This is a genomic window from Nonomuraea sp. NPDC004354, from assembly GCF_053602555.1.
In genome coordinates this window covers 411,523-427,676 of sequence record NZ_JBSGDV010000004.1, presented here as the reverse complement: position 1 = coordinate 427,676, position 16,154 = coordinate 411,523, and the positions used below count along the sequence as shown (strand labels likewise).

The following is a 16,154-nucleotide window of genomic DNA, read 5'->3' as shown; positions in this document are numbered from 1 at the left end:
CACCCGGCGGGCTCCGCGATCGGCCGGGCGGCACCCGGCGGGCTCCGCGACCGGCCGGGCGGCATCGGCTCAGGCGACGGGCTCCGCGATCGGCTGGACGGCGGCCGACAGGTCGGTGCGCAGCGCGAACGGCACGAAGCCGGCCAGGGTGACCAGCGCGAGGCCGGTGGCGGCGGCGAACACCGTCCGCACGTCCCACAGCTCCGCCCCGAGCCCGGCCAGCGCGGCGCCGGCCGGGATGACGCCCCAGCTCAGCACCCGCGACGCGGCGTAGACGCGGCCCAGCAGGTCGGGCGGGGTCAGGTTCTGCCGGACGGTGGCCACGAGGATCCGCCAGACGCTCGACCCCGCTCCTGCGACCACCACGCCCGCGGCGACCAGCCACGCGTCCGCGCCCAGCGCCACGGGCGCCACCAGCAGGACGGTGCCGACGGCGTCGGCGACGAGGAGCGTGGTCACCCCGTACCGGCGGCGCAGCGGCTCGACCAGCATCGAGGCCAGCAGCCCGCCGACGGCCATCGCCGTCATCAGCAGGCCGTACTGGACCGCGGTGAGGCCGAGCGGGCCGGGGCTGACGGCGTACACGACGAGCAGTGCCGTGGCGGCCGCCCAGACGACGTTCATCGCGGCGGTGAAGAGCGTCAGCGTCCGCACCACCGGCTGCCGCCACAGGGAGCGGAACCCGGCGACCACCTGGCCCGCGCCGCCGCCGGTCCGGCCGTCCGCCGGCGCGCGGCGGAGCGTCATCGCGGCGAGCCCCACGGCGGCCAGGACGTACAGAGCCGCGCTCGCGCCGGTGGCCAGCGCCAGCGTGAGGGCCGCCAGCAGGCCCGCGAGCGGGGGTCCCGCCAGCTGGTTGGTGACGTTGACGGTCGCCTCGATCCTGGCGTTCGCCCTGGAACGGCCCGCCGGCTCGACGACCATGGGGACGGTCGAGGTCAGCGCCGTGTCGGCGAGCGTCTCCGCCGCGCCGAGCAGTACCGCGGCGGCCAGGATCAACGGAAGCGAGAGCGCGCCGGCCAGGTGACCGGCGGTGAGAGCGGCCAGCACGAGCGCCCGGACGAGGTTGACGGCGCCCAGCAGCAGGCGGCGGTCGAGGCGGTCGACCAGCCAGCCGGCGTGCAGGCCGAAGACCGGCCAGGCCAGCGTCAGCGCCGTCGTCACGGCCGCCACCCCGCCGGGCGAGGCGCCGACCGCCAGGGCGAGCAGGGGGAGCGCGAACAGCGCCACGCCGTCACCCAGGTTGGCGGCGCCGGTGCCGAACCACAGCCCGTTGAAGGACCGGCCCAGCGAGACGGGGAGGACGCGCATGCATTCTCACCTTTCAAAGTGGTTTGAAGGGTCATAGCGTGCTGGAGTCCCGTCTCACCTGTCAACAGCGTTTGATTGGTGAGATAATCGGCGTGTGATCGACATGGAACTGGTCGGCAACGCCCTCTGCCTGGACTTCGCCAACACGGTCAACAGCCGCCCGGTGGCCCGGCGCGACTGGCTGGCCGTCCCCGAGCAGGCGCTGACCTGGGCGCGGGCGGCCGGCCATCCGATCGAACGGCAGGCGGACCTCGCCGCCGCCCTGCCCGGCGCGCGCGAGCTCCGCGAGTCGGTGTTCCGGGTGTTCGACCCGCTGACCCGCGGGGCCGACCCGCCCCGCGCCGACCTCGATGCCGTCACCGCCGTGTACGCCGACGGCCTCGCCCACGCCCGGCTCGAGCGCGCCGACGGCCGCTTCGGCTTCGCGTGGCCCGCACCGCGCACCCCCAGGACCCTGCTCTGGGAGGTCGCCGCCTCCGCCGTCGCCCTGCTGTCCCGCGGGCCGCTGGAACGGCTCGGCGCGTGCCCGTCATGCTGCTGGCTGTTCCTCGACACCAGCAAGAACGGCCGCCGCCGATGGTGCAGCATGACCACCTGCGGCAGCCGCGACAAGGCGCGGCGGTACTACGCGACCCGCACGTCACCCTGAGCGCCCCGACCCGCGGTTCCGCGCGGGCGGCAGGCGATGACTTCCGCACGCGCGGGCTGCGGTTCCGTGCGGGCGGCAGGCGATGACTTCCGCACGCGCCGGCTGCGGTTCCGTGCGGGCGGCAGGCGATGACTTCCGCACGCGCCGGCTGCGGTTCCGTGCGGGCGGCAGGTGATGACCCGCACCATCGCCCGCCTGGTGCCTTCCGCGCGCGGCGTCTCCCGCGCGCGGTGTCTCCCGCGCGCGGTGTCTCCCGCGCCGGGGAGTCGCTGTCCCGTCGGGCCTACAGGCCGAAGGCGCCGCCCGAGACCAGGATGACCGCGCCGATGCCGATCAGGACCAGCGGCAGCAGGACGTGGCCCCAGCGGCTGAGGGTCCCGGCCACGAACGGGCGGGTGGCGAGGAAGCGCCCGGCGGCGCACCAGACGGCGACCAGGACCAGGAAGACGGCGACGTAGCCGGTCATCGCGCCGGCGCCCGCCGTGGCGAAGACGGGCACGTACACGCCGATGTTGTCGCCGCCGTTGGCGAAGGTGACCGCGGCCACCTCCAGCGCCCCGGGCCCGCCGCCGCGCGCTCCCGCCGGGTCGTCGCCGGCGCCGTCGCGGTGGTTGCGCCATTCCCGCCAGGCGGCCCTGACGCCGAGGGCCAGCGGCAGCAGGCCCAGGTAGGGGATGACCGGGTCGGGCAGGAAGGTCGCGCCGAAGGCGGCGGCCACGGCGACGACCAGGATCGCGAGGAAGCCCAGGTACTGCCCGGCCACGATCCGCGCTGCCGTACCTCGCCGCCCGGCACCCTGGGCGAAGAACAGCGCCAGGATCAGGATGTCGTCGACGTTGGTGACGGCGAACAGGCCGGCCGCCTGCCCGAGGATGCCTGCGTTCACAGGGCGAGACGCTACAGCGCGGGCCGCGGCGGTCCGCCCGCGCGGGCGCCCGGAACCGCGCGGCATGCGTGCGGCTCCCGTCGGCGGCGGCCCTCGACACCACGAACCGCACGGCGTGCGGCTCCTGTCGGCGGGGGCTCGCGGCACCACGAACGGCACGGCGTGCGGCTCCTGTCGGCAGGGGCTCGCGGCACCACGAGCGGCACGGCGTGCGGTTCCTGTCGGCGGGGGCTCGCGGCACCACGAGCGGCACGGCGTGCGGTTCCTGTCGGCGGCGGCACCGGGAACCGCGCGGCCTCCTAACATACGCGCATGACCACGCACGGATTCACGCTCACCGCCGAGGGCCCGTTCGACTTCGGCGCCTCGCTGCGCTTCGTAGAGGACTGGCCGGCCACCAGCGCGCTGCCCTCCGACGGGCGGGCGCTGCGCTTCGCCTACTGCGCGGAGTCCGACTGGCGGCCGATCGGCGTGACCGTGACGGCCGCGCCGGGCGGAGTCGCCGTCACCACCACGAGGGCGGCGGGAGCGGGGATCAGGGGCGAGGTGTCCCGCATCCTCTCCCTGGACGTGGACGGCTCCGGCTTCGCCGAGCTCGGCGAGGCCGACCCGGTGCTCGGCGATCTGCAGCGGCGCAGCCCGGGGCTGCGGCCGGTGTGCTTCTGGAGCCCGTGGGAGGCGGCGTGCTGGGCGGTGATCGTGCAGCGCTCGTCGATGCTCATCGCCTCCCGGCTCAAGCAGCGCATCGCCGATCGGTACGGCGCCACGATCACCCTGGACGGCCGGCCGTACGCGGCCTTCCCGCCGCCCATGGCGCTGGTGGAGGCGGGCGGCCTGGGCCTGCCCGCGCAGAAGGAGGAGTGGCTGCGCGGGCTGGCCCGCGCGGCGCTCGACGGCGTGCTCACCGCCGAGCACCTGCGCGCGTTGGCCCCCGAGGAGGCCCTGGCCGAGCTGCGCGCCCTGCCCGGCGTCGGCCCGTTCTCGGCGGGCCTGATCCTGATCCGCGGCGCCGGCGCGCCTGACGCGTTCCCCGGCGACGAGCCGCGCCTGTTCGCGATCCTGCGTGAGGCCTACGGCCTGCCGGAAGACGCGACACCGGCCGCGTACCGGAGGCTGGCCGAGTCGTGGCGCCCCTACCGCAGCTGGGCCTCCTTCCTGTTCCGGGCCGCCACCTACGGCGTCATGGACGACCGGTCGCCCGCCGGCGCCGGGTGAAGGCCTAGAGCGCGAGATCCGGGGCAGCTGCAAGGTCTTCGACGGAGCCGCACGGGAGGGGAGAGGTCCGCTGGCCGGGGAGATGAGGCTCGACGACTGGTTCCTCACCCGCGAGGAACGCGGGAACGACTGGACCAGGCTGGTGTCCTGGTCGGAGGGAAACCTGGTGCGGCCGCTCCTGCACGGCGCGACCTACTTCGCCGAGCTCCACGCGGGACTGGCCGCTCTCGGCAAGGACGACCTGCTGATGTTCACCGACTGGCGCGGCGACCCCGACGAGCGGCTCCGACCGGACGGTCCCACGGTGGCGGCCGCGATGGCGGCCGAGAGGGGAGCCCTGGTCAGAGGGCTGATCTGGCGCTCGCACCTGGACGTCCTGCGCTTCAGCGCGGCCGAGAACCGGCACCTCGGCGAGCACATCGAGGCGGCCGGCGGCCAGGCGCTGCTCGACACCAGGGTCCGGCTCGGCGGCTCCCACCACCAGAAGTTCGTCGTCCTGCGCCATGACGGCGACCCGGACAGGGACGTGGCGTTCGTCGGCGGCATCGACCTGTGTCACAGCCGCCGCGACGACGCGCGGCATCTGGGCGACCCGCAGGCGGCGTCCATGCCGGCCACGTACGGCCCGCGCCCGCCATGGCACGACGCCCAGGTGGCGATCAGCGGCCCCGCCGTCGCGGAGGTGGAGAAGGTCTTCCGCGAGCGGTGGGAGGACCCGGCGCCCGAGACCCGCCAACCGCTCAGGCGGCTGCGCGACCGCCTGGACCGGATGGCCGACGTGCCGCCGCTGCCCGAGCCGGCTCCGCCGCCGCTACCGGCCGGGACGCACGCCGTCCAGCTGCTGCGGACCTGTCCTTACCTGCGCCGCCGCTACCCGTTCGCACCGGAGGGGGAACGCAGCGTGGCCAGGGCCTACCGCAAGGTGCTGGGCCGGGCGCGAACGCTGGTCTACCTGGAGGACCAGTACCTGTGGTCCACGGAGGTGATCGAGCCGTTCGCCCGGGCGCTGGAGCGGGAGCCGGAGCTCCGCATGATCATCGTGGTGCCCCGGCATCCCGACCAGGACGGCTGGCTGGCAGGCCCGGCCAGCCTGATCGGCAGGGCGGATGCGCTGACCCGGCTGATGCGCGCAGGACCCGGCCGGATCGCCATCTACGACCTGGAGAACCACGCGGGCGCGCCGGTGTACGTGCACGCCAAGGTCTGCGTGGTCGACGACGTATGGGCGAGCGTCGGCTCCGACAACGTCAACCTGCGCTCGTGGACGTTCGACTCCGAGCTGAGCTGCGCCGTGATCGACGAGCAGCCCGATCCGCGCCCGCCCGCCGGAGCGCGCCGGTTCGCCAGGGACCTGCGGCTCACGCTGGCCGCCGAGCATCTCGACCGTGACCCCGGCGAACTGGCCGATCTGTGCGACCCGAAGGGCGCGTTCGAGGCGTTCGCCGAGTCGGCCGCCCGGCTCGACGCCTGGCACCAGGGCGGCCGTCGCGGCCCCCGCCCGCCCGGCCGGCTGCGCCCGCATCCGAAACCGGAGCTCGGCCGCGTCCGCCGGGCGATGGCCATGCCGCTGTACCGGACGGTCGTGGACCCGGACGGCCGGCCGCCGCGCCTGCGCAGGACGAACGCGTTCTGAGCGCTGCCACACCGCCGACCCGTGTGTGACCTGTCCGGATATGGTGCTGAAGATCCCTTACCTGCTGTCACCGGAGTCCCGTGCCGCATGCCGAACGCCTCCGGGAGGGCGATCCCGCGATCGTGGGGCCCTACTGGCTGCTCGGCCGCCTCGGCGCCGGTGGGCAGGGCATCGTCTACCTGGCAAGGGGAAGGGCCGGCGCGCTGGTCGCCGTCAAGGTCCTGCGCGACGGGGCGCCGACGAGCGCCTGGCCAAGGAGATCGACGCGGCGCGGCGGGTGAAGCCGAACACTCGCACGGTGGCGTGGGGTGGAAACCTAGTGGGGCGTTCTGGTCTGGAGGAGGTCGGCCAGGAAGTGCAGCAGCGCCGCCAGGGTGGTGGCCGAGGTGATGGCCTGCTCGTCGATCAGCTGCTGGATGCGCAGCATCGGCAGCCACTCGGCGCGCCCGCCTTCCACGTCGTCGGCCGGGGCGGCGCCGGGCGCGGCCTGATGGGCGACGAAGACCAGGTGGTCGCAGTCGGCGACGTCACCGGCCGGGCGGATGCGGATCAGCGGCAGCAGCGGTCCGGGCCGCCAGCCGGTCTGCTCCTCCACGTGCCGGGCGGCGGCGGCCTCGGGCTGCTCGCCGGGGCCGATCTCGCCGAGCGGGATCTCCCATCCCCACGTGTCGGTGACGAGATGGTGGTGCCACCGCAGCAGGACGCGCCCGCCGCGGACGACCACCGCTCCGGCGGCCCGCGGGGTGCGGATGAAGGGCCGCTCGACGTGCTCGCCGTCGGTCAGCGCGACATCCACGACGCGAAGATCGACCCCGTTCGCCGCGTAGAGCAGCCGTTCCGAGCGCCGCATGGACCCGCACCTCCCCGCTTCGCCGGACTCGCCCTTCGAGGATACGCACAAGGTGGTCACGGCCGCCCGGACGGGAAGAACGTCGGTGGGAGGAATTAACCTGGGCGGTGTCGGCCCGCCGCGGGGCGACGCCGGGCTGCGGCCCGGTCCCGATGTCATGAACGTCCCATCGTTCGACCGGGGGAGGCGATCGTGGGGTCTGTCTTGGGCGAAGGGCTGCCCCCGGACGACGTCGTCGTCACGGCTCTGCGCGCCGGCGACGAGGAGATGTTCGCGGCGGTGCTGGACACCTGGTCCGGGGGCCTGTTGCGGGTGGCGAGGTCCTACGTGTCCACCGACCACTCCGCTGAGGAGGTCGTCCAGGACACGTGGCTGGCGGTGATCGACGGGATCGACTGTTTCGAGGGCCGCTCCTCGGTCAAGACGTGGGTCTACCGCATCCTGGTCAACACCGCGAAGAAGCGCGGCGTGCGCGAGAGCCGTACGCTGCCGTGGAGCGCCTTCGAGCAGGACGGCGGCAGGTCCGCGGGCCACGGCCCGGTGCCGCCGGGCGGCTGGAAGGAGGTTCCGGGGGCATGGCCGACGCCCGAGGGCGAGGCGCTGGCCGCGGAGGTGCGCGGGCTGATCGCCGAAGCCCTGGGCAGGTTGCCGTCCCGGCAGCGGATCGTGATCACCCTGCGCGACGTGGAAGGCTGCACCTCCGACGAGGTGTGCGAGATCCTGGAGATCTCCGCGGCGAACCAGCGGGTGCTGCTGCACCGCGCCCGGGTGGCGGTGCGCGGCTGGTTGGCCGGCTATTTCGAGTCGGGGAAGCGGCCGGAATAGCGCGTAGGGCTTCCGCTGGCCCGTGGAGCGGCCACAATAAGTGAAACGGTTCAATTCCCAGGCGATAGGGCGGTCACGTCGTGAAGCGGTTCACCTGCGACGAACTGGTGGAAGTCATCACCGCCTACCTTGAGGACGCCCTCGACCAGCCGGCCCGTGACGGCGTCCGGCAGCATCTGACCTGCTGCGAGGCCTGCGCCCGCTACGTCGAGCAGTTCCGCGCCACCGTCGGCGTCCTGGGCGACCCGCCCCCGGAGAAGCTGCGGTCCGACGTGCGCGACCGGCTCATGGCCGCCTTCCGCGCGCGGAGCCGGTCATGAGGAGCCGGTCATGAGCAAGGTCATGAACCGGTCATGAGGCGAGGAAGCTCTCCCGCAGCGCGGTGACCACCGGCGCGGGGACGGCGCCGTCACGCAGGCAGCCGAGCGCCGCTATCGTCGCCCGCACCTGAGCCAGCCACCCTGAACACGCCGGGCACGCCGCCAGATGATCCGTGACGAGCCGCCGCCGCCCGGCGGGGAGCGCCGCCTCCAGATAGTCCGTGATCGAGTCGAGCACGTCATCGCACCCGAGCTCGCCTCGTGCCCACCCCATGTGACCTAGTGCCGGTCGCGCTCCATCCGTTACGCGAATCCGCGTGTAACGATCGCGGGGCTCGCGGGTCTGTAGACCTGTGCGCCGTGCGAAGGGGAGACGATGATCGGGCTCACCGCCGAGGACACGCCGCTGCGGGACACCTCGGAGGTGGTGGACTTCGCGCGCCGCTGCTTCCGTCCCGCCACCGCCGACCATGTGGGCGTCGAGCTGGAGTTCCTGGTCTTCGACCAGACGGCGCCGGCCGCTCAGGTCCCGCTGGCCAGGATCGAGCGGGCGCTGCCGGCGCTGACGGGCGGCAGCCGGGTGACGTTCGAGCCGGGCGGCCAGCTCGAACTGTCCGGCCCGCCGGGGCCGCTGCCGGACGCGCTGGCCCGCCTGTCCGCCGACGTGGCCGCCGTGCGCGCCGCCCTGCGCGCGGCGGGGCTGGCGCTGGCCGGGGTGGGTCTCGACCCGGTACGGCCGGCCCGCCGCCAGCTGCGCCTGCCCCGCTACGACGCGATGGCCGCCTTCCTCGGCGTGCCGTACGGGAGCCTGATGATGTGCTCGACCGCGTCGATCCAGGTCAACCTGGACCTGGGGGAGCGGCCCGCGACGCGATGGGCGCGGGCGCACGCCGTCGGCCCCGTGCTGACGGCGGCCTTCGCCAACTCGCCGCTGAGCGGCGGCAGGCCGTGCGGCTGGATGTCGGGCCGCCAGGCCGTCTGGGACCACCTCGACCGCACCAGGACCGCGCCCGTGCCTGCCTCGGGCGATCCGGGCGCGGACTGGGCCGACTACCTGCTGGAGGCCCGGCTCATGCTGGTGCGCGAGGACGAGGAGCGCTACCGCACGGTCAGCGACGGCTCGACGTTCGGCGACTGGCTGCGGTCGGGCGGCGGGCGGCGGCCCACCGTCGAGGACCTGCTCTACCACGCCACGACCGTCTTCCCCCCGGTGCGGCCCAGAGGCTGGCTCGAGATCCGCTACCTCGACGCGCAGCATCCGGCGACCTGGCCGGTCTGCGTGGCCGTGACCTGCGCCCTCGTCGCCGACGACCGGGCCGCCGACGCGGCGCTGGCCGCCACGGAGCCGTTCCAGGGGCCGCACCGCTACCAGGAGCTGAGCGGGGTGGCGGCGCGGTGCGGGCTGGCCGACCCGCGCCTGCGCAGGGCCGCCGAGGCGTGCTTCCGCGCCGCGCTGGAGGCGCTGCCCCGCCTCGGCGTGGACCCGGGCCTGGCCGGCGAGGTGGCCGCGTTCGCCGACCGGCATGTGGCGACCGGCCGCTCCCCGGCGGCCGACCTGATGGATCCGGCGTCGACACGGCGCGTCCCGACCTGGCTGGACGATGAGGGATGGGGATGAACGATTTCAAGGAACGCATCGCGGCCGAGCTCGTCGCGGTGCGCGACCGGTCGCTCACCTACACGGCGGCGGACGACGACCTGCTGCTGCGCCAGCACTCGCCGCTGATGTCGCCGCTGGTGTGGGACCTGGCGCACGTGGGCAACTACGAGGAGCTCTGGGTGCTGCGCGCGGCCGGGGGCATCGACCCGCTCCGGCCGGAGATCGACGACATCTACGACGCGTTCAAGACCCCGCGCAAGGATCGCCCGAGCCTGCCCATCCTGGGTCCGGCCGAGGCGCGGCGCTACATCGAGGGCGTGCGCGGGCGGGTGCTCGACGTCCTCGACACCGTCGACCTCGACGGCCCCGACCCGCTGCACCGCGACGGCTTCGTGTTCGGCCTGGTGATCCAGCACGAGCACCAGCACGACGAGACCATGCTCGCCACGCTCCAGCTGTCCAGGCAGCCCGGCCTGGTGCGCGACGGCGAGCTCCCGCCGGGCCGCGACGCAGGCCCCGACGAGGTGTTCGTGCCGGCGGGCGCCTTCCTCATGGGCACCGCCACCCTGCCCTGGGCCTACGACAACGAACGGCCCGCCCACCGGGTCGACCTGCCCGCCTACTGGATCGACCGGCTGCCCGTCGGCAACCGCTCCTACGCGGAGTTCATCGGCGACGGCGGCTACGACGACCCGCGCTGGTGGTCCCCTGAGGGCTGGCAGTGGCGGCAGCGCAGCGGCGCCTTCGCCCCCCTGTTCTGGGTCAGGGACAGCGACGCCTGGTGGCGCACCCGCTTCGGCCGTCCCGAGCCGGTCCCGATGGACGAGCCGGTCCAGCACGTGTGCTGGTACGAAGCCGACGCCTACGCCCGCTGGGCGGGCAGGCGGCTGCCCACCGAGGCCGAATGGGAGAAGGCCTGCGGCTGGGACCCGCGGGCGGAAAGCGCGCGCCGCTACCCGTGGGGCGAGCAGGCGCCCACCGCCGACCGGGCCAACCTCGGCCACCGCGCCGCCCGTCCCGCGCCGCTCGGCGCCTACCCGGCCGGCGCCAGCGCCTACGGGGCCGAGCAGATGGTGGGAGACGTGTGGGAGTGGACCTCCTCGTGGTTCCAGCCCTACCCCGGTTTCCGCAGCTTCCCGTACAAGGAGTACAGCGAGGTCTTCTTCGGCCACGAGTACCGGGTGCTGCGCGGCGGCTCGTGGGCGGCCGACCCGGCGGCGGTGCGCACCACGTTCAGGAACTGGGACTACCCGATCCGCCGGCAGATCTTCACCGGCTTCCGCTGCGCCCGCTCGGAGCAGACCTGATGTGCAGGCACGCGGCCTGGCTGGGCGCCGCCAGCCCGCTCAGCCGGCTCATCCACGAGCCCGAGCACGGCCTGCTGCGGCAGTCGTTCGCGCCGCGCCGCCAGCACCAGGGCCTGGTCAACGCCGACGGGTACGGCATGGGCTGGTACGACCCGGCGCGTGCCGAGCCGGTGCGCTATCGCCGGGCCGTACCCATCTGGACCGACGCCAACCTGCCGGCGCTGGCCGAGGTCGCCCGCTCGACCTGCCTGCTGGCGGCCGTCCGCTCGGCCACCGCGGGCATGCCGATCGAGGAGAGCGCCACGGCGCCGTTCACCGACGGGGGGTGGCTGCTCAGCCTCAACGGCCGCGTCACCAGGGACGCGCTGCTCGATCTCGCCGACGACCTGCCAGACCGCGTGGAGAGCACGTGCGACGCCGCCTGGGTGGCCGCCGCGGTGTTCCTGCTCGGGCGCGCCGGGCTCGGCCTGGGCGAGGCGCTGGCCGAGGTCGTCGTCCGTGCCGGGGAGAAGGATCCCGGCGCCCGCCTGAACCTGCTCGCCTGCGACGGCGCGTCCATCGCCGCGACCGTCTGGGGCGACACGCTCTTCTACCACCCGCTCCACGACGGCGTGCTGGTGGCCAGTGAGCCGCTCGACGACCTGCCCGGATGGCAGGCCGTACCCGAGCGCAGCCTCATGACGGTCACCGGGACGGACGTCCGCGTGCAGCCATTGTGATCTCACCCCAGGAGGCCCCGTGTTCGTCAGCCGGCCGACCTTCCACCGCGTGATCAACCATCTCGACCGCGACTACCTGCGCCAGGCGCTCGAGCACGACGTCAGGGCCGGCCTGACGTCGTCGCCCAAGTGGCTGCCGCCCAAGTGGTTCTACGACGCCGCGGGCAGCGAGCTGTTCTCCCGGATCACCCGGCTGCCCGAGTACTACCCGACCCGGCGCGAGCTGGCCATCCTGCGGGCGCGGGCGGCCGAGCTCGCCGCGGCCAGCGGCGCGGACACGCTGGTCGAGCTGGGTTCGGGCACCAGCGAGAAGACCGTTCTGCTGCTGGAGGCGCTCGAGGCGGCCGGCACGCTGCGCACCTACACGCCGGTGGACGTGGACGCGGTCACTCTCGCCGCGGCCGCGCGGCGGCTGGCCGAGCGCTTCCCCGGCCTGGACGTGCGGGCCGTGTGCGCCGACTTCGAACGCCATCTGGCGTTGCTGCCCCGCACCGGGCGGCGGATGGTGGCCTTCCTCGGCGGCACGATCGGCAACCTCGAACCGGCCGCGCGCGAGGTGTTCATGAAGGAACTGCGGGCCACGCTCCGCCCAGGCGACACCTTCCTGCTCGGGGCCGACCTGGTGAAGGACACCGGACGGCTGGTGGCGGCCTACGACGACGCGGCCGGGGTGACGGCCGCCTTCAACAGGAACGTCCTGCACGTGATCAACCGGGAGCTGGAGGCGGACTTCGAACCGGAGGCGTTCGCGCACGTGGCGCTGTACGACGCGCGCCACGACTGGATCGAGATGCGGCTGCGGGCGAGCCGTGACATGCGGGTGCGGATCGGCGGGCTCGGCCTGACCGTGGACTTCGTCGAGGGCGAGCAGATGCGTACCGAGATCAGCGCCAAGTTCCGGCCGGAGGGCCTGCGCAGGGAACTGGCCGCCGCCGGGTTCGAGGTGCGCCGCCGCTACACCGACCCCTCCGGGGACTTCACCCTGGTCCTGGCACAGGCCTGAGCACAGGGGGCGTCCGGTGTCTCCCCCGCCGGGCGCCGCGGGCAGGACCGCCGCCACCGTCCGGGTGAAGACTGCTCGTCGCCGCGTTCGCGTGCGAGGCGGACGGTGCGACTACTCCCTGCGTCGTAGTCCGGCTGATCGCTGATCCCGGAAGATGACTCCGCCTGTGGGACGACTCCGAACCGCGGCCGGACGACGATTGTCGGTCATGAGAGACCCAGCAGGGACAGCCGCGGTCGCGACGGGACTGACGAAGGCGGGAGAGCGATGACCACCGCCGCCCTTGCCCAAGGAAGAGAGCAGTCCGCACCACCCCCGGATGCCCGCTCCCCAGCTGAACAGAGCATGGCGGGGCTGCTGCGCCCTCACCTCCGGAGTTTCGCCGCCGTGGTGATCCTGCAGGTGGTCGGCGCTGCCGCGGGTCTGGCGCCGCTGCTGGCGGTCGTCGAGTTGGGCCGGGTGCTGTTGTCGCCCGGCCCGATCGATCACGGTCATGTCTGGTTCGTCGTGGTCGCGGGCGCGGCCGGCTTGTTCGTCCGGCTGCTGTTCACGGCCGCGTCGTCCGGGATCGGACATGTCCTCGACGGCCAGGTGCAACTGTCGTTCCGCCGGCGACTGGCCGCGCGGCTGGGACGCGTGCCGATCGGCTGGTTCTCCCGGCGCCGGACGGGCGAGCTGGCCAAGGTCGTGGGGGAGGACGTGAGTGCCGTGCACCCGTTCATCGCCCACACCCCCGGCGAGCTGATCTCCGCGTTCGTGGTGCCGCTGGTGTCGCTGGTCTACCTGTTCACCGTCGACTGGCGGCTCACGCTGATCACGCTGATCCCGGTGGCGCTGGCGGTGGCGCTGGTCCCTCTGATGATGACCCCGGTCCGGCTGCGCGAGCAGAAGCAGTTCGACGAGGCCATGGGGCGGATCTCGAGCGCGGTCGTCGAGTTCGTGCAGGGCATCGCGGTGGTCAAGGCGTTCGGCGGATCCGGGCGCGCCCACCGTAAGTTCCGCACGGCCACGGACCATTTCGTCGACATCTTCTACCGGATGGTGCGCGGTCTCTCCGGGATCGCCGCGGGGATGCAGGTGGCGCTGTCGCCGCCGTTCGTGCTGCTGGTCGTGCTGATCGGCGGTGCGGCTCTGATCACGACCGGCGGCATGGCCCCGGCCGACCTGCTGCCCTTCCTGCTGCTGGGACTGGGGCTGACCGCTCCGGTGGCGGCTCTCGGCCACGGCTTCGACGACCTGCAGGCCGCCCGGCGCGCGGTCGGAAGGATCCGGGACGTGCTCGCGGTGCCGTCGCTACCGGAGCCCGCCCACCCGGTCGCGCCACAGGGTCACCGGGTGGAACTGCGTGACGTCCGCTTCGGTTACGAAACCGATCACGAGGTGCTGCGCGGGATCGACCTGGTGCTCGAGCCGGGGACGGTCACCGCGCTCGTCGGGCCGTCGGGAAGCGGGAAGTCCACGCTGGTCCAGCTGCTGCCGCGCTTCTTCGACCCGACCCACGGTTCGGTCGCCCTGGGCGGTGTCGATCTGCGCGAGCTCGGCAGCCGGGAGCTGTACCGGACGGTCTCCTTCGTCTTCCAGGACGTTCGCCTGCTGCGCGCGTCGGTCGCCGACAACATCGCGCTGGCGGTACCGCATGCCGACCTCGACGACGTGGTTCGCGCCGCCCGGCAGGCGAACATCCATGATCGGATCCTCGAGCTGCCGCGCGGATACGAGACGGTGATCGGCGACGACACCGGACTGTCGGGTGGCGAGGCGCAGCGGATCTCGATCGCCCGCGCACTGCTCGCCGACGCGCCTGTTCTGGTGCTCGACGAGGCGACCGCCTTCGCCGACCCGCAGACAGAGCTGGCGGTGCGCCGGGCCCTTTCGACGCTGGAAGGCGATCGGACGATCCTGGTCATCGCCCATCGCCTGGAGACGATCGCCGACGCCGACACCGTCGTGATGCTGGAGAACGGGTCGATCGTCGAGCGCGGCAGGCCCGCCGAGCTGCTGGCACAGAACGGGAAGTTCGCCGCGTTCTGGCGAACCCAGCGGTCGGCGGTCGTCGGCGACCTCGAAACCCACGTCGTACCGCAAGGAGACGAGACCCGATGATCCGCATGCTGTTGCGCGTGCTGGGACAGGAGTACGCCCAGCCGGTGCGTCGCACCGTGGCCCTGATGACGACGACCGCGGTGGTCGAGGGTTTGTCCTACGCGCTGCTGGTTCCGGTGCTGCGGGCACTGTTCGGGAGCAGCCCCGCGGACGCGCGGCCCTGGCTGATCGCGTTCGGGGCCGCGGTCGCGGTCTACGCGGTGCTGCGCTATGTCAGCGACCTGTCCGGATTCCGCGCCGGGACCACGCTGTTGCATGGCATGTATCACCGGCTCGGCGATCATCTGGCTCGCCTGCCCATCGGCTGGTACAGCGCGGGCCGCGTCGGGCAGGTGTCCGTCATGGCCAGCAGCGGCGTCCTGCAGGCGATGAGCGCGATCGCGCATCTGCTGGCACCGTTCGTCTCCGCCAGCGTGACTCCCGTGACGATCGTTGTCGTGATGCTCGCCTTCAACTGGCAGATGGGGCTGGCCGCGCTGGTCGCCGTACCGGTCGTGGCGGCGATCCAGGTCTGGACGGGACGCTCGATGGCCGCCACCGACGCCGAGCGCGCCGAGCGCGACCACGAGGCCACCGGGCGGGTCATCGAATATCTGCAGGCCCAGCCGGTGCTGCGCGCCGGCGGCCGGACCGTCGAACGCTTCCGGTTGCTCGACGACTCGCTGCGTGAGCTGCAGCGCGCGTCCCGCCGTACCCTTCTGACGGCGCTGCCCGGCCTCTTGGGCCTGACGCTCACGGTGCAGGCGATGTTCACCGTGTTGCTGGTCCTGGGCGCCTACCTCGCCCTCGGCGGGAACATCGGCGCGGCGGAGATCCTGGCGATCCTGGTGCTGGCCGCCCGCTGCGCGGATCCGCTGCTGTCGCTGTCGGACATCGGTGGCAAAATCCGCGGCGCGCGTTCCGAGCTGGCGAGGCTCGACACGGTGTTGCGCACCGAGCCGCTGCCGGAAGCCCCCGAACCGGTCCGGCCGGAACGCCATGACCTGCGGTTCGACTCCGTCGCCTTCCGTCACGGCGGGCGCACCGTGATCGACGAGGTGTCGCTGTCCGTGCCGGAGGGACAGCGGCTCGCCGTCGTCGGTCCGTCGGGTGCGGGCAAGAGCACCCTGCTGCAGTTGATCGCGCGGTTCTACGACGTGGACGCGGGCGCGGTGCGCGTGGGCGGTGTGGACGTGCGCGCGATCGACACCGAGGTGTTGATGGCGCAGATCGCCATCGTCTTCCAGGACGTCTATCTCTTCGACGGCACGATCGAGGAGAACGTACGGCTCGGCCGTCCTGACGCCGACGACGCCGAGGTGCGGGCGGCGGCGACCGCGGCGCGGCTGGACGAGGTGGTCGAGCGACTGCCCGGCGGATGGGCGACGAACGTGGGCGAGGGCGGCGCACTGCTGTCGGGTGGTGAGCGCCAGCGTGTCTCGATCGCGCGAGCGCTGCTGAAGAACGCGCCCATCGTGCTGCTGGACGAGGTGACCTCGGCACTGGACCCGGTGAACGAGGCGGCCGTCCACGAGGGTGTCGAGCGCCTGATGGCGGGCCGGACGGTGGTGATGGTGGCGCACCGGATGCGGACCGTCCGGCGCGCCGACCGGGTCGTCTTCCTGGACGGCGGCCGGATCGTGGAGGAAGGCACCCACGACGAGCTGCTGCGCCACGGCGGTCGCTACGCCGATTTCTGGGAACTGTCCATGACTCCGGCAGGGAGCGAATGAGCCGGTAGTCGGCCGGCGGTG

Annotated in this window: 16 protein-coding genes; 12 read left to right on the top strand and 4 right to left on the bottom strand. The window is 73.4% G+C overall.

Annotation, left to right across the window (positions count from 1 at the left end; translation table 11 throughout):
• Positions 1 to 69: 69 nt before the first annotated feature.
• Entirely contained in the window at positions 70 to 1,311 is a 1,242-nt protein-coding gene (locus tag ACWENQ_RS16810; RefSeq protein ID WP_452414918.1) for an MFS transporter, read from the bottom strand.
• 103 nt (positions 1,312 to 1,414) lie between these two features.
• On the opposite strand from ACWENQ_RS16810, the gene ACWENQ_RS16805 reads away from it, so the two are divergent.
• Positions 1,415 to 1,960, top strand: coding sequence for a CGNR zinc finger domain-containing protein (locus tag ACWENQ_RS16805; RefSeq protein ID WP_452415030.1), 546 nt, complete (start codon positions 1,415 to 1,417; stop codon positions 1,958 to 1,960).
• Positions 1,961 to 2,243: 283 nt separating this feature from the next.
• Here the strand turns inward: ACWENQ_RS16805 and ACWENQ_RS16800 are convergent, their stop codons facing one another.
• Positions 2,244 to 2,846, bottom strand: coding sequence for a cadmium resistance transporter (locus tag ACWENQ_RS16800; protein ID WP_449918865.1), 603 nt, complete (start codon positions 2,844 to 2,846; stop codon positions 2,244 to 2,246).
• A 312-nt stretch (positions 2,847 to 3,158) separates the two neighbouring features.
• On the opposite strand from ACWENQ_RS16800, the gene ACWENQ_RS16795 reads away from it, so the two are divergent.
• The 3 genes from ACWENQ_RS16795 to ACWENQ_RS16785 all read left to right on the top strand — a co-directional run bounded on the left by ACWENQ_RS16795 (position 3,159) and on the right by ACWENQ_RS16785 (position 5,975).
• On the top strand, positions 3,159 to 4,061 hold the full coding sequence (locus ACWENQ_RS16795; protein ID WP_452414917.1) for a DNA-3-methyladenine glycosylase family protein: 903 nt from the start codon (positions 3,159 to 3,161) through the stop codon (positions 4,059 to 4,061).
• 82 nt (positions 4,062 to 4,143) lie between these two features.
• Positions 4,144 to 5,694, top strand: a complete 1,551-nt coding sequence (locus tag ACWENQ_RS16790; protein WP_452414916.1) for a phospholipase — start codon at positions 4,144 to 4,146, stop codon at positions 5,692 to 5,694.
• A gap of 80 nt (positions 5,695 to 5,774) precedes the next feature.
• Entirely contained in the window at positions 5,775 to 5,975 is a 201-nt protein-coding gene (locus ACWENQ_RS16785; RefSeq protein ID WP_452414915.1) for a hypothetical protein, read from the top strand.
• 35 nt (positions 5,976 to 6,010) lie between these two features.
• On the opposite strand, the gene ACWENQ_RS16780 is transcribed toward ACWENQ_RS16785, so the two are convergent.
• A complete protein-coding gene (locus tag ACWENQ_RS16780) occupies positions 6,011 to 6,544 on the bottom strand; it encodes an NUDIX hydrolase (RefSeq protein WP_449918870.1) in 534 nt (177 codons plus the stop codon).
• 192 nt (positions 6,545 to 6,736) lie between these two features.
• Between ACWENQ_RS16780 and ACWENQ_RS16775 the strand changes: the two genes are divergently transcribed.
• Both ACWENQ_RS16775 and ACWENQ_RS16770 read left to right on the top strand, forming a co-directional pair.
• Positions 6,737 to 7,369, top strand: coding sequence for an RNA polymerase sigma factor (locus tag ACWENQ_RS16775; RefSeq protein WP_449918873.1), 633 nt, complete (start codon positions 6,737 to 6,739; stop codon positions 7,367 to 7,369).
• Positions 7,370 to 7,449: 80 nt separating this feature from the next.
• Positions 7,450 to 7,689, top strand: a complete 240-nt coding sequence (locus ACWENQ_RS16770; protein ID WP_449918875.1) for an anti-sigma factor family protein — start codon at positions 7,450 to 7,452, stop codon at positions 7,687 to 7,689.
• Between the two features lie 31 nt (positions 7,690 to 7,720).
• Here ACWENQ_RS16770 and ACWENQ_RS16765 read toward each other — a convergent pair whose 3' ends face one another.
• Positions 7,721 to 7,963, bottom strand: coding sequence for an anti-sigma factor family protein (locus ACWENQ_RS16765; RefSeq protein WP_449918876.1), 243 nt, complete (start codon positions 7,961 to 7,963; stop codon positions 7,721 to 7,723).
• Positions 7,964 to 8,065: 102 nt separating this feature from the next.
• On the opposite strand from ACWENQ_RS16765, the gene egtA reads away from it, so the two are divergent.
• The 6 genes from egtA to ACWENQ_RS16735 all read left to right on the top strand — a co-directional run bounded on the left by egtA (position 8,066) and on the right by ACWENQ_RS16735 (position 16,133).
• Positions 8,066 to 9,307, top strand: a complete 1,242-nt coding sequence (gene egtA / locus ACWENQ_RS16760; protein WP_452414914.1) for an ergothioneine biosynthesis glutamate--cysteine ligase EgtA — start codon at positions 8,066 to 8,068, stop codon at positions 9,305 to 9,307.
• Entirely contained in the window at positions 9,304 to 10,596 is a 1,293-nt protein-coding gene (egtB, locus tag ACWENQ_RS16755; RefSeq protein WP_452414912.1) for an ergothioneine biosynthesis protein EgtB, read from the top strand. The genes egtA and egtB overlap by 4 nt, the downstream gene beginning before the upstream one ends.
• Positions 10,596 to 11,315 (top strand): ergothioneine biosynthesis protein EgtC, encoded by a 720-nt coding sequence (egtC, locus tag ACWENQ_RS16750; protein ID WP_452414911.1) that lies wholly within the window; start codon positions 10,596 to 10,598, stop codon positions 11,313 to 11,315. Before egtB ends, egtC begins: the two co-directional genes overlap by 1 nt.
• 19 nt (positions 11,316 to 11,334) lie before the next feature.
• Positions 11,335 to 12,318 (top strand): L-histidine N(alpha)-methyltransferase, encoded by a 984-nt coding sequence (gene egtD / locus ACWENQ_RS16745; RefSeq protein WP_449918885.1) that lies wholly within the window; start codon positions 11,335 to 11,337, stop codon positions 12,316 to 12,318.
• Between the two features lie 387 nt (positions 12,319 to 12,705).
• Positions 12,706 to 14,421, top strand: a complete 1,716-nt coding sequence (locus tag ACWENQ_RS16740) for an ABC transporter ATP-binding protein (RefSeq protein ID WP_452414909.1) — start codon at positions 12,706 to 12,708, stop codon at positions 14,419 to 14,421.
• Entirely contained in the window at positions 14,418 to 16,133 is a 1,716-nt protein-coding gene (locus ACWENQ_RS16735; RefSeq protein WP_452414907.1) for an ABC transporter ATP-binding protein, read from the top strand. Before ACWENQ_RS16740 ends, ACWENQ_RS16735 begins: the two co-directional genes overlap by 4 nt.
• The last annotated feature ends 21 nt before the right edge of the window (positions 16,134 to 16,154 follow it).

Bases quoted from the DNA above. Each gene is read 5' to 3' on its own strand.
- ACWENQ_RS16810 (WP_452414918.1), bottom strand. From the start codon at position 1,311: ATGCGCGTCCTCCCCGTCTCGCTGGGCCGGTCCTTCAACGGGCTGTGG.
- ACWENQ_RS16805 (WP_452415030.1), top strand. From the start codon at position 1,415: ATGGAACTGGTCGGCAACGCCCTCTGCCTGGACTTCGCCAACACGGTC.
- ACWENQ_RS16795 (WP_452414917.1), top strand. From the start codon at position 3,159: ATGACCACGCACGGATTCACGCTCACCGCCGAGGGCCCGTTCGACTTC.
- ACWENQ_RS16790 (WP_452414916.1), top strand. From the start codon at position 4,144: ATGAGGCTCGACGACTGGTTCCTCACCCGCGAGGAACGCGGGAACGAC.
- ACWENQ_RS16780 (WP_449918870.1), bottom strand. From the start codon at position 6,544: ATGCGGCGCTCGGAACGGCTGCTCTACGCGGCGAACGGGGTCGATCTT.
- ACWENQ_RS16765 (WP_449918876.1), bottom strand. From the start codon at position 7,963: ATGGGGTGGGCACGAGGCGAGCTCGGGTGCGATGACGTGCTCGACTCG.
- egtA (WP_452414914.1), top strand. From the start codon at position 8,066: ATGATCGGGCTCACCGCCGAGGACACGCCGCTGCGGGACACCTCGGAG.
- egtB (WP_452414912.1), top strand. From the start codon at position 9,304: ATGAACGATTTCAAGGAACGCATCGCGGCCGAGCTCGTCGCGGTGCGC.
- egtC (WP_452414911.1), top strand. From the start codon at position 10,596: ATGTGCAGGCACGCGGCCTGGCTGGGCGCCGCCAGCCCGCTCAGCCGG.
- ACWENQ_RS16735 (WP_452414907.1), top strand. From the start codon at position 14,418: ATGATCCGCATGCTGTTGCGCGTGCTGGGACAGGAGTACGCCCAGCCG.